The organism is Streptomyces sp. HUAS MG56, assembly GCF_058673395.1.
Map to the genome: position 1 here is coordinate 2,859,217 of NZ_CM178722.1, position 12,194 is coordinate 2,871,410.

Below are 12,194 nucleotides of genomic sequence, written 5' to 3' on the forward strand. Positions count from 1 at the left end.
CACCTCCCAGCATCACCCCCGCCGGCGGGTGCGGTGTACCGCCCCACCTCTGAGTTTTCTGTGAGTACGCTCACCGCCGTCCTGCCGCCGCCCGCCCCGCTCCGCTGAACGCCGGATGAGAAACCCCTCTGAGTCCGCTGTCGAAAGCCCTGGTCAGGGGGGTGGCTCAGAGGTGGCTCAGAGATTCGGCGGGCACAGTGGCCGGGCATGACGGACGAAAGGGCGTTGAACCCATGACCACGGTCGATACACGACGGTCGGCCCCGCCCGTGCCCGTGGCCGGCCGGCGCTCCCCCGCGGGGCCCGTGCTGGCCCTGCTGTGGGCCGGTGCGGCGGGCGCGGCGGCGCTCTGGTGGACCGGCACCGGTTCCGTGGTCGGCTCGGCCGGCTGGCTGACCGGCGCCGGACGGCTCGCCGGACTGCTGTGCGGGTACGCCTGCGCGGTGCTGGTCGGTCTGATGGCGCGGGTGCCGCTGCTGGAGAGCCGGGTCGGCTCGGACCGGGTCGCCCGCTGGCACGCGATGGCGGGCCGCTACACGGTCTGTCTGCTCACCGTGCACATCGGGCTGATCCTCGCCGGGTACGCCGCCCAGGACCACGCCTCGCTGTGGCACGAGACGGTCTCCGTCGTCCTGGACTACCCGGACATGCTCAAGGCCACCGCCGGCACGGTGATCCTCTTCGCGGTCGGCGTGACCTCGGCCCGGGCCGTGCGCCGCCGGACGAGCCACGAGTTCTGGTACTACGTCCACCTCCTCACCTACGCGGCCGTGTTCCTGGTCTTCTTCCACCAGGTGTCGCTGGGCAACGAGTTCAACGGCAAGCCGGTGGCGAGCGCGCTCTGGTACGCGCTGTACCTGGGCGTCGCGGCCCTGGTGCTGTGGTTCCGGATCCTCGCCCCGGTCCGGCTCAACCGGCGTCACCAGCTGCGCGTGGACTCGGTTCACAAGGAGTCACCGGGTGTGTACTCGGTTGTCGTGCGCGGGCGGCATCTCGACGAACTCGGCGCGCGGCCGGGGCAGTTCTTCCGCTGGCGTTTCCTCGGCGAGGGCCTGGGCTGGACGTCGACGCCGTACTCCCTGTCGGCGCCGGCGCGCCCGGACCGGCTGCGCGTCACCGTCAAGGCGCTCGGCGACCACAGTGCGGGCGTCGCCCTGCTGCGGCCCGGCACCCGGGTGTGGGCCGAGGGTCCCTACGGCTCCATGACCGCCGACCGGGCCACCAGCCACCGCTCGCTGCTCATCGCGGCCGGGGTCGGTGTCACCCCGCTGCGGGCGCTGTTCGAGACGCTGCCCGGCGAGGTCACGCTGCTGTACCGGGCGCGCGGCTCCGAGGACCTGGCGCTGGGCGGCGAGCTGGAGGCGATCGCCCGCTGGCGCGGTGCGCGGGTGCTGTACGCGCTGAACGGTGCGGGCGGCGAGCGGCCGGACATCTCGGCCGAGGCGCTGCGCGCGACGTTCCCCGGGATCGCCGGCCACGACGTCTACCTCTGCGGCCCGCACCGCTTCATGCAGGACGTGTACGAGGCGCTGCGGGCGGCCGGGGTGCCGGACCGCCGAATCCACCACGAGTCGTTCGAGCTGTGAGGACCCTGACGTGCACGCCTTGAAGAAGAACCGTCCGCTGCGCCGGATCGTGCTGGCCGGTGCCGCGACGGTCTCCGGGATGGTGCTCCTGCTGTCGCTGAAGCCGCACACGAGTCCCACGCCGGTCATCGCCGACGCCAAGTCGCCCGCGGTGTCGAGCAGTTCGGCCCCCTCCGCGTCGTCGAGCGGCGCCGGCTCGGGCAAGAGCACCGGTACCAGGACCGTGACCGGCGAGACCGTGCAGACCCGCTGGGGTCCGGTCCAGGTGCGGGTCACGATCAGGAGCGGAAGGATCACGGACGTGACGGCCGTGCAGTACCCGCAGGACAATCCGCGCGACCAGGAGATCAACAGCTACGCGCTCCCCCAGCTGCGACGTGAGGCGCTGGCCGCGCAGAGCGCGCAGATCGACATGGTGTCGGGCGCCTCGTACACCAGCACCGGCTACCAGCAGTCCCTCCAGTCCGCGCTGGACTCGGCGGGCCGCTGAACACACGGATGAACACGCGGCGCATGCGGCACGTATCTGAGGGCCAAGGGCCGACTCCCCCGAGTCCCCACGGAGGAACCGTGACCACCACCCTCGCCGGCGGCCGTGCCGCCCGCCGCCAGACGATGCGCCGCATCCGCCCGCGCCGCTCTCCGGCCGTCCCGCTGCTGCTCGCGGTGTGGGCCGGCGCGGCGGCGGTGCTGTGGCTGTGGTGGCGGAACACACCGTCCGTCGCCGACGACACCGGCCGCATCCTGAACGCGGGCCGGATCACCGGCCTGCTCGCCGGTTATCTGATGGCGCTGGTCGTGCTCCAGATGGCGCGCGTCCCGGCGCTGGAGCGGCGGGTCGGCTCGGACCGGGTGGCCCGCTGGCACGCGATGAGCGGCCGCTACACGCTCTGCCTGATCGTCGCGCACGTGTTCCTCACGATGTGGGGGTACGCGCGCCAGGCGGGCAAGACGCTGAGCGACATCGTCCAGCAGACGATCGACTCGGTCAACCAGCTGCCCGACGTCGGCAAGGCGGCCATCGGCACCGGCCTGTTCGTGCTCATCGGGCTGACGTCGATCGGCCCGGTGCGCCGCCGGATGCCGTACGACACCTGGTACCACGTCCATCTGCTGACGTACGCGGCGGTGTTCCTGACGTTCTGGCACCAGCTGACCACCGGCAACGACTTCGCGGTCCAGCCGATGGCGAAGACCTTCTGGTACGGCCTGTACGGCACGGTCACCGCCCTGGTGCTCTGGTACCGCGTGCTCACCCCGATCCGGCTGAACCTGAAGCACCGGATGCGGGTCGAGGCGGTCGTCGAGGAGACGCCGGGCATCGTGTCGGTGCTGATCGGCGGGCGCAAGCTGCACCGGATGGGCGCGGAGGCGGGCCAGTTCTTCCGCTGGCGCTTCCTGGCGCCCGGCATGCGCTTCAGCTCGCACCCGTACTCCCTGTCGGCGGCGCCCCGCCCGGACATGCTGCGGATCACCGTGAAGGCGATCGGCGACCACAGCGAGCGGCTGCGCGAACTGACGCCCGGTACGCGGGTGTGGGCCGAGGGGCCGTACGGGGCGCTGACCGCGCAGCGCCGCAGCCGGGGCAAGGTGCTGCTGGTCGCGGGCGGGGTCGGGATCACGCCGATGCGGGCGCTGTTCGAGACGCTGCCGGGCGCGGCCGGGGACATCACCCTGCTGTACCGGGCCAACACGACCCAGGATCTGGCCCTGTGGGACGAGCTGGCGGCGATCGCCGACGAGCGGGGCGCCCGGCTGATGTACGCGGTGAACAGCCCGGAGGGCGAGCGCCCGGACATCTCCGCGGAGAACCTGGAGCGCAAGATCCCGGACATCGACCGGCACGATGTCTTCATGTGCGGCCCGCCCGGGTTCGCGCAGTCGGTGTACGAGGCACTGCGCGGCGCGGGGGTTCCCGCCCGCCGCATCCATCACGAGTCCTTCGAGATGTGAGCGGGAGCTACGAAGACATGAGGAAGAGCCACCCGGTCCGACGGGTCGTCCTGGCCACCGCCGCGACGGTGTCCGGTGTCGTGCTGCTGCTGTCGCTGAAGCCGGCGTCGGATCCGACGGCGGCCGCGGCGGGCACGGCGCCGCAGCAGACCGCCGGGGCGCAGCAGTCGCCCCAGGGCGGCACCCGGCCGGCCGGTGCGGCCACCGGCACGGTGACGGGTGACGCGACACCGACGCAGTACGGCACCGTGCAGGTACGGCTGACCGTCGCGGGCGGGAAGATCGCCAGGGCGGAGGCGGTGCAGGCGCCCAAGGGCGGGCTCAGCGACCAGAAGACCGCGATGGCCGTCCCGAAGCTCAACCAGGAGGCCGTGGCGGCGCAGAGCGCGCAGATCGACGCGGTGTCCGGGGCGACGTACACGAGCAACGGCTACAAGAAGTCGCTCCAGTCGGCGCTGGACAGGATGAAATCCGCCGCGGCGCCCACGCACTCGGCATCGTCTCCCGCCGCATCCGGGTCCGGGTCCGGCGCCGGTGCCGGTGCCGCGCAGGCCCGTACGGTCACCGTCACCGGGAAGGTCGCACAGACCCCGTACGGTCCGGTGCAGGTGCGGATCACGGTGAGCGGCGGAAAGATCGCGCAGGCGTCGGCGGTGCAGGCGCCCAAGGGCGGGCTCAGCGACCAGAAGACCGCGATGGCCGTCCCGAAGCTGAACCAGGAGGCGGTCACGGCCGGGACCGCGCACATCGACGCGGTGTCGGGCGCGACCTACACCAGCACCGGCTACCGGCAGTCCCTCCAGTCGGCGCTGGACCAGGCCGGTGGCTGAGGCGATGACCGGGCCGGCCGAGGCTCCCGCCGCGGTGCGTCACGCGGAGGAGGTCATGGGGACCGTCTTCTCCATCGACGTCCGCGGCGGGGAACCCGACGCGGTGCGGGCCGCGCTCGCCGAGGCGGTCGCGGGCCTGCACCGGGTCGACGCGCTGTTCTCCACCTACCGCGAGGACAGCGAGGTCTCCCGGCTGGCCCGGGGCGAGCTGACCGTCGCGGACTGCGCCCCGGAGATGGCCGAGGTGCTGGACCTCGCGGCCGAGGCGGAGCGGGTGAGCGGAGGCTGGTTCAGCCCGCGCTACCAGGGCTCGCTGGACCCCACCGGCATCGTGAAGGGCTGGTCCGCCGAGCGGGCGGCGCGGCGGCTGGCGCAGGTGGAGGGGGTGTGCGGGGTCAGCGTGAACGGCGGCGGTGACGTGCAGCTGCTCGGCGCTCCTGAGCGGGAGCGCCCGTGGCGGGTCGGGGTGGCCGATCCGCTCCGGCCGGGCGGGCTCGCGGCGGTGGTCTCGACGACGGGGGTGGACGAACTGTCCGTCGCGACGTCGGGGACGGCCGAGCGGGGCGCCCACATCGTGGACCCGCGGACGGGGCGACCGGCGGTGACGGACCTGGTGGCGGTGACGGTCGTGGGTCCCCGGCTGACCTGGGTGGACTGCTGGGCCACGGCGGCGTTCGCGATGGGCTCGCGGGCCGGTCTGGCGTGGCTGGAGTCCCTGCCGGACGTCGAGGCCCTGCTGATCACGGCGGGCGACGAGGTGCGGTGCACCGGGGGCCTGGCGGCGAGGCTCGGCTGACGGCGACGGCTGCTCCCGCCTGTTCGCCGCACCGGCCGTGCTCGCCCCGCCCGCCGCTCCCCGGCTCAGTGCCCGTTCTGTGCCAGTTGCAGCATGTGGTCCGCCAGTGCCTGACCGCCGGTCGGGTGCCGGCTGATCAGCATCAGGGTGTCGTCACCGGCGATGGTGCCGAGGATGTCGTGCAGTTCGGCCTGGTCGATGGCCGAGGCGAGGAACTGGGCGGCGCCCGGCGGGGTGCGCAGGACCACGAGGTTGGCGGAGGCCTCCGCGGAGATCAGCAGCTCCTGAGACAGGCGCCGCATCCGCTCCTCCTTGGCGGACTCGCCCAGCGGCGCGCGCGGCGTGCGGAATCCGCCCTCGCTCGGCACCGCGTAGATCAGGTCGCCGTCGGTGTTGCGGATCTTCACCGCGTTCAGCTCGTCGAGGTCCCGGGAGAGCGTCGCCTGGGTGACGCTCAGCCCGTCGTCGGCGAGCAGCTTGGCCAGCTGGCTCTGCGACCGCACCGGCTGCCGGTTGAGGATGTCCACGATCCGGCGGTGCCGTGCGGTGCGGGTCTGCGGTACGGCGGGCCCGGCACCCGCCGCCTGCTCGTGGTCCTGCGCCTCGCTCATCGTCGTCTCATTCTCCGGATCGTCCGTCCCCGTCCATCGGGTCCGCTGCGTCGAGGATGCCGGGCAGCGCCTGGAGCAGCGCACCCACCTCGTCGTCGCGGAGGTTCAGCGGCGGCATGAGCCGCACGACGTCCGGGGCGGGCGCGTTCACCAGGAACCCGGCCTCCTGGGCCGCCTGCTGCACCTGCGGTGCGCGCGGCCCGGTGAGCACGATACCCAGCAGCAGGCCGGCACCCCGAACATAATCGATCAGCGGGTGGCCCAGCGCCTCGATTCCCTCGCACAGCGCGGCGCTCTGCCGCTTCACGTTCTCCAGCAGGCCCTCGCCCGCGATGGTGTCGAGGACGGCCAGTCCGGCGGCGCAGGCGACCGGGTTGCCGCCGAAGGTCGTGCCGTGCTGGCCTGGCCGGAGCAGTTCGGCGGCCCGGCCGAAGGCCACCGTGGCGCCGAGCGGGAGTCCGCCGCCGAGCTGCTTGGCCAGGGTGACGACGTCGGGGAGCACGCCCTCGTGGGCCTGGTATTCGAACCAGGTGCCGGTGCGGCCGATGCCGGTCTGCACCTCGTCGAGGACCAGCAGGGCGCCGGTGGCGGCGGTGATCGCACGGGCCGCCTTGAGGTAGCCGGCCGGGGGTACGACGACGCCGTTCTCGCCCTGGATCGGCTCGATGACGACGAGTGCCGTCTCCTCGGTGACCGCCGCGGCCAGGGCCTGCGCGTCGCCGTACGGCACGTGGGTGACGTCGCCGGGCAGCGGCCGGAACGGGTCCTGCTTGGCGGGCTGTCCGGTGAGCGCGAGGGCGCCCATCGTACGGCCGTGGAAGCCGCCCTCGGTGGCGACGACATGGGTCCGCCCGGTGAGCCGGCCGATCTTGAAGGCGGCCTCGTTGGCCTCGGCGCCGGAGTTGCAGAAGAAGACCCGGCCCTCGCGGCCGAAGAGCTGGAGCAGCCGCTCGGCCAGCGCGACGGTGGGCTCGGCCATGAAGAAGTTGGAGACGTGGCCGAGGGAGGCGATCTGCCGGCTCACGGCCTCGACGATCGCCGGATGGGCGTGGCCGAGGGCGTTGGTGGCGATGCCGCCGACGAAGTCGAGGTACTCGCGGCCCTCGGCGTCCCACACCTTCAGGCCCGCGCCGCGCACCAGGGGCAGCCGGGGCGTGCCGTAGTTGTTCATGAGCGTGCCCTGCCAGCGCGCGGTCAGCTCCTGGTTGCTCATGACTCCCCCTGTTCGTCCGGCACGACCATGGTGCCGATGCCTTCGTCGGTGAAGATCTCCAGCAGGATCGAGTGCTGGACCCGGCCGTCGATGACGCGGGCGGTCCGCACGCCGCCTCGCACGGCGTGCAGGCAGCCCTCCATCTTCGGCACCATGCCGGAGCTCAACTCCGGCAGCAGCTTCTCCAGTTGGGAAGCGGTGAGGCGGCTGATCACCTCGTCGGAGTTCGGCCAGTCCTCGTAGAGTCCCTCGACGTCGGTGAGGACCATGAGGGTTTCGGCGCCCAGAGCGGCAGCGAGTGCCGCAGCCGCCGTATCGGCATTGACGTTGTAGACATGTCCGTCGTCCTGGCTGCGGGCGATGGAGGAGACGACCGGGATGCGGCCGTCCGCCAGCAGGGCGTCGATCGCGCCCGTGTCGATGTCGGTGATCTCGCCGACCCGGCCGATGTCGACCGGCTCGCCGTCGATCTCGGGGGTGTGCCGGGTCGCGGTGATGGTGTGGGCGTCCTCGCCGGTCAGGCCGACGGCGAGCGGGCCGTGCTGGTTGAGCAGGCCGACCAGCTCGCGCTGCACCTGGCCCGCGAGCACCATCCGTACGACGTCCATGGCGTCCTCGGTGGTGACGCGCAGGCCCGCCTTGAACTCGCTGACGATGCCGTGCCGGTCGAGGGCGGCGCTGATCTGCGGGCCGCCGCCGTGCACGACGACGGGCTTGAGGCCGGCGTGGTGGAGGAAGACGACGTCCTGGGCGAACGCGGCCTTCAGCTCCTCGTCGACCATGGCGTTGCCGCCGAACTTGATCACGACGGTCTTGCCGTTGTGCCGGGTGAGCCAGGGCAGGGCCTCGATGAGGATCTGGGCCTTGGGGAGCGCGGTGTGTTTACGCGTCGTGGTCATGAGGAGTAGGCGCTGTTCTCGTGGACGTAGTCGGCGGTCAGGTCGTTGGTCCAGATGGTCGCGGCCTCGCTGCCCGCGGCGAGGTCGGCGGTGATGCGCACCTCGCGGTAGCGCATGTCGACCAGGTCGCGGTCCTCGCCGACGGAGCCGTTCTTGCACACCCAGACGCCGTTGATGGCGACGTTCAGCCGGTCCGGCTCGAAGGCGGCGGCGGTGGTGCCGATCGCGGAGAGGACGCGGCCCCAGTTGGGGTCCTCGCCGTGGATGGCGCACTTGAGGAGGTTGTTGCGGGCGATGGAACGGCCCACCTCGACGGCGTCCGCCTCGCTGGCCGCGTTGATCACCTCGACCTTGATGTCCTTGCTGGCGCCCTCGGCGTCGCCGATGAGCTGGCGGCCCAGGTCGTCGCAGACGGTCCGTACGGCCTCGGCGAACTCCTCGTACTCCGGGGTGACTTCGGAGGCACCGGAGGCGAGCAGCAGCACGGTGTCGTTGGTGGACATGCAGCCGTCGGAGTCGACGCGGTCGAAGGTGACCCTGGTGGCCGCGCGCAGGGCGCGGTCCAGGGTCGCGCTGTCGAGGTCGGCGTCGGTGGTGAGGACGACGAGCATGGTGGCGAGGCCGGGCGCGAGCATGCCGGCGCCCTTGGCCATGCCGCCGACGGTCCAGCCGTCCTTGGTGACCACGGAGGTCTTGTGGACGGTGTCGGTGGTCTTGATGGCGATGGCGGCCTTCTCGCCGCCGTGCGGGCTGAGCCGGGCCACGGCCTTGTCGACGCCGGGCAGCAGCTTGTCCATCGGCAGCAGGACGCCGATCAGGCCGGTGGAGCAGACGGCGACCTGCCCCGGGGCGTGGCCGCCGGTCCGGTCGTGACCCGCCGCGTTGAGGGACTCGGCGACCTTCTCGGCGGTGGCGTGGGTGTCCTGGAAGCCCTTGGGGCCGGTACAGGCGTTGGCGCCGCCGGAGTTGAGGACGACCGCGGTCAGCTCGCCCGCCTTGAGGACCTGCTCGGACCACAGCACCGGCGCAGCCTTCACGCGGTTGGAGGTGAAGACACCGGCGGCGGCGCGGCGCGGTCCGTCGTTGACCACGAGGGCCAGGTCGGGGTTGCCGTTCTCCTTGATCCCGGCGGCGATGCCGGCCGCCGTGAATCCCTTCGCTGCCGTCACGCTCACTGTGTCTCCTCGTTCGCTTCTCCGCCCGTGCAGCGCAGCGGTGCGGCTTTCGTCGTCGTCTGCCGCCCGGCGGCTGCACGTGCGTCGCTCACGGCGCAACTCCGATCGTCGTAAGCCCGGTGGTCTCGTCGAGACCCAGGGCGATGTTCATGCTCTGGACGGCACCGCCGGCGGTGCCCTTGGTGAGGTTGTCGATGGCGCTGATCGCGATGATGCGGCCCATGGCCTCGTCGTACGCGACCTGCACCTGAACGGCGTTGGAACCGTAGACGGACGCCGTCGCGGGCCACTGGCCCTCGGGGAGCAGGTGGACGAACGTCTCGTCGGCGTAGGCCTTCTCGTACGCGGCCCGCAGGGACTCCTCCGTGACACCGGGCTTCGCCGCGGCGTTGCAGGTGGCGAGGATGCCGCGGGGCATCGGGGCGAGGGTCGGCGTGAAGGACACCGCGACCCGCTCCCCGGCCACTCCGCTGAGGTTCTGGATCATCTCGGGGGTGTGCCGGTGGCCGCCGCCGACGCCGTACGGCGTCATGGAGCCCATGACCTCGCTGCCCAGCAGGTGCGGCTTGGGGGTCTTGCCCGCGCCGGAGGTGCCCGACGCGGCGACGATCACCGCCTCGGGCTCGGCGAGTCCGGCCGCGTACGCCGGGAAGAGGGCGAGGGAGACGGCGGTGGGGTAGCAACCGGGCACCGCGATGCGCTTGGACCCCTCCAGCGCGGCGCGGGCACCCGGCAGTTCGGGCAGGCCGTAGGGCCAGGTGCCGGCGTGCGCGGAGCCGTAGAACCGCTCCCAGTCGGCCGGGTCCTTCAGCCGGAAGTCGGCGCCCATGTCGACCACGAGGACGTCGGGGCCGAGCTGCTCGGCGACCGCGGCGGACTGCCCGTGCGGCAGTGCCAGGAAGACGACGTCGTGTCCGGCGAGCGCCTCGGCCGTGGTCTCGGTCAGGACCCGGTCGGCCAGCGGCAGCAGGTGGGGCTGGAGCGCGCCGAGCCGCTGGCCGGCGTTGGAGTTCCCGGTCAGGGCACCGATCTCGACCCCGGGGTGCGCGAGGAGCAGTCGCAGGACCTCTCCGCCCGCGTATCCGCTCGCTCCGGCCACCGCCGCACGTACCGCCATGTCCATCCTCCTCTTGATGGCATGACTATACGTAGCGTTGCAGTTTTATGCAACGCACCGTTCGGTCATGTCACCTGCCCCTTCCGGGCCGCGTAGGCCCGGGCCGCGCGGACGCGGTTGCCGCACTTGGTGGTGCACCAGCGGCGGGCGCCGTGGGAGCGCAGGAACCAGCGGGCGCAGCCCTGGGCGGCGCACTCGGTGAGCTGGCCCGCGTCGGCGCCGGTGAGCAGGTCGGCGGCGTCCTCGGCGAGGAGCGAGAGGGCGGCGGCGGCCGGGTTGCCGGTGTCCGGGACGTCGGCGCGGTGGGGGCCCTCGGCGGTCCAGGCGAGCCTGGGGGTGGCGGGGGCGGCCGCGAGGGCGGCGTTCAGGGCGTCGAGGGCGTCTGCGGCCGGAGGCGCCGCGGCGGCGCGGGCCTCGAACAGGGCGCGCAGCGCCTCACGGAGGATGCGCAGCCGGCCGGACTGCCTACCGTTCAGCTCCACCCGGTCGGGCAGCAGCGCGTGCCGGACGAGCCACAGATGGGCGGCTCCGGCGTCGTCGAGCAGGTCGACGCGCCCGTGGCTGACGGTGAACCGGGTGTTGACGAGCGCCAGCGAGACGTACCGGTCCTCGCCCGGGACCGGGAGCTGGTGCAGATAGACGGGGGCCTCGTGATCCACGGCCTCATGCTAGTCGGTCCTCATGGCAATCCTTGCGGTTCTCCATGAGACGGGTTTAGCGTGCCTCACGGAGAATCGAATCAGAAACCGTGAGAGGTGAATCGTCGTGGCCTTCGACGTGGACGCGCTGCGCAAGGACTTCCCGATCCTGGAGCGGACCCTGGACGGCGGTGTCCCGCTCGTCTACCTGGACTCCGGGGCCACCACCCAGAAGCCCCTCCACGTCCTCGACGCCGAACGGGACTTCTCCCTGACCCGCAACGCGGCCGTGCACCGCGGCGCGCACCAGCTGGCGGGCGAGGCGACGGAGGCCTACGAGCAGGCCAGGGCGACCGTCGCCCGGTTCGTCGGGGCCGCCGCCGACGAGGTGGTCTTCACCCGGAACACCACCGAGGGCATCAACCTCGTCGCGTACGCGCTGGGCAACGCCGGCCGGCTCGGCCCGGGCGACCGGATCGTGGTGACCGAGATGGAGCACCACGCGAACCTGGTCCCCTGGCAGCAGCTCGCCGCGCGGACCGGGGCGCGGCTCGACTGGTTCGGGCTGACCGACGAGGGCCGGCTCGATCTGTCCCGGGCCGACGAGCTGCTCGACGAGCACACCAAGGTGCTCGCCCTCACCCACCAGTCCAACGTCCTCGGCACGCTCAACCCGGTGCGCGAACTGGCCGACCGCGCCCACGCGTTCGGCACCCTGGTGGTCGTCGACGGCGCCCAGTCGGTGCCGCACCGCCCGGTCGACGTCACGGAACTGGGCGCGGACTTCCTCGCCTTCTCCGGCCACAAGATGCTCGGCCCGAGCGGGGTCGGCGTGCTGTGGGGCCGGGCGGAGCTGCTCGCGGACCTGCCGCCGTTCCTCACCGGGGGCTCGATGATCGAGGTCGTGGAGATGGACCGCAGCACCTTCCTGCCACCGCCCCAGCGCTTCGAGGCGGGCGTGCCGATGACCGCCCAGGCGGTGGGCCTCGCGGCGGCGGTGGAGTACCTGGAGCGCCTCGGCATGGCGGAGGTGGCGGCCCACGAGGAGGTGCTCACCGCCCGCGCGCTGGCCCTGCTCACCGAGATCCCGGGCGTGCGGGTCGTCGGCCCCGCCGAGGTCACCGACCGGGGCTCGGCCGTCTCCTTCACGGTCGACGGCATCCACCCGCACGACGTCGGCCAGGTGCTGGACGACCGGGGCGTGGCCGTCCGCGTCGGCCACCACTGCGCCCGCCCGATCGTGCGGCGCTACGGCATCCCGGCGACGACGCGGGCGAGCTTCTACGTCTACAACACCCCGGCCGAGGTGGACGCGCTGGCGGAGGGCGTCCGGGCAGCCCAGAAGTACTTCGGGTGATCGGGAGCGGGGCCCGCCC

At 72.6% G+C, this 12,194-nt stretch carries 12 protein-coding genes; 6 read left to right on the forward strand and 6 right to left on the reverse strand.

Features of this window, described 5'->3' with window-relative positions:
- Positions 1–233: 233 nt before the first annotated feature.
- The 5 genes from AC4OXY_RS13660 (at position 234) to AC4OXY_RS13680 (ending at position 5,165) form a co-directional block, all read left to right on the forward strand.
- Entirely contained in the window at positions 234–1,586 is a 1,353-nt protein-coding gene (locus tag AC4OXY_RS13660) for a ferredoxin reductase family protein (protein WP_356022120.1), read from the forward strand.
- A gap of 10 nt (positions 1,587–1,596) precedes the next feature.
- The gene (locus tag AC4OXY_RS13665) at positions 1,597–2,076 is read left to right on the forward strand and encodes an FMN-binding protein (RefSeq protein WP_376288959.1); all 480 of its coding nucleotides are present in this window, start codon (positions 1,597–1,599) and stop codon (positions 2,074–2,076) included.
- 80 nt (positions 2,077–2,156) lie between these two features.
- A complete protein-coding gene (locus tag AC4OXY_RS13670) occupies positions 2,157–3,539 on the forward strand; it encodes a ferredoxin reductase family protein (RefSeq protein ID WP_356022125.1) in 1,383 nt (460 codons plus the stop codon).
- Between the two features lie 17 nt (positions 3,540–3,556).
- On the forward strand, positions 3,557–4,369 hold the full coding sequence (locus AC4OXY_RS13675) for an FMN-binding protein (RefSeq protein ID WP_356022128.1): 813 nt from the start codon (positions 3,557–3,559) through the stop codon (positions 4,367–4,369).
- Positions 4,370–4,373: 4 nt separating this feature from the next.
- Complete coding sequence (locus tag AC4OXY_RS13680) at positions 4,374–5,165, forward strand: FAD:protein FMN transferase (RefSeq protein WP_491994599.1); 792 nt, start codon at positions 4,374–4,376, stop codon at positions 5,163–5,165.
- A 65-nt stretch (positions 5,166–5,230) separates the two neighbouring features.
- Here AC4OXY_RS13680 and AC4OXY_RS13685 read toward each other — a convergent pair whose 3' ends face one another.
- From AC4OXY_RS13685 to AC4OXY_RS13710, 6 genes are all read right to left on the reverse strand, one after another.
- Positions 5,231–5,776 carry an arginine repressor gene (locus AC4OXY_RS13685; protein ID WP_356022130.1) on the reverse strand — a complete coding sequence of 182 codons (546 nt, stop codon included), beginning with the start codon at positions 5,774–5,776 and terminating at the stop codon, positions 5,231–5,233.
- A gap of 7 nt (positions 5,777–5,783) precedes the next feature.
- Positions 5,784–6,989, reverse strand: coding sequence for an acetylornithine transaminase (locus AC4OXY_RS13690; RefSeq protein WP_356022132.1), 1,206 nt, complete (start codon positions 6,987–6,989; stop codon positions 5,784–5,786).
- Positions 6,986–7,888 (reverse strand): acetylglutamate kinase, encoded by a 903-nt coding sequence (gene argB, locus AC4OXY_RS13695; RefSeq protein ID WP_356022134.1) that lies wholly within the window; start codon positions 7,886–7,888, stop codon positions 6,986–6,988. The genes AC4OXY_RS13690 and argB overlap by 4 nt, the downstream gene beginning before the upstream one ends.
- Entirely contained in the window at positions 7,885–9,063 is a 1,179-nt protein-coding gene (argJ, locus tag AC4OXY_RS13700; RefSeq protein ID WP_356022136.1) for a bifunctional glutamate N-acetyltransferase/amino-acid acetyltransferase ArgJ, read from the reverse strand. The genes argB and argJ overlap by 4 nt, the downstream gene beginning before the upstream one ends.
- Before the next feature lie 88 nt (positions 9,064–9,151).
- Positions 9,152–10,180: an N-acetyl-gamma-glutamyl-phosphate reductase gene (gene argC, locus AC4OXY_RS13705; protein ID WP_356022139.1), complete on the reverse strand. Its 1,029-nt coding sequence runs from the start codon at positions 10,178–10,180 to the stop codon at positions 9,152–9,154.
- Positions 10,181–10,245: 65 nt separating this feature from the next.
- Positions 10,246–10,839 (reverse strand): ABATE domain-containing protein, encoded by a 594-nt coding sequence (locus tag AC4OXY_RS13710; RefSeq protein WP_491993986.1) that lies wholly within the window; start codon positions 10,837–10,839, stop codon positions 10,246–10,248.
- Between the two features lie 106 nt (positions 10,840–10,945).
- Here AC4OXY_RS13710 and AC4OXY_RS13715 point away from each other — a divergent pair, with 106 nt between their 5' ends.
- Positions 10,946–12,175, forward strand: coding sequence for a cysteine desulfurase (locus AC4OXY_RS13715; RefSeq protein WP_491993987.1), 1,230 nt, complete (start codon positions 10,946–10,948; stop codon positions 12,173–12,175).
- Positions 12,176–12,194 lie beyond the last annotated feature (19 nt).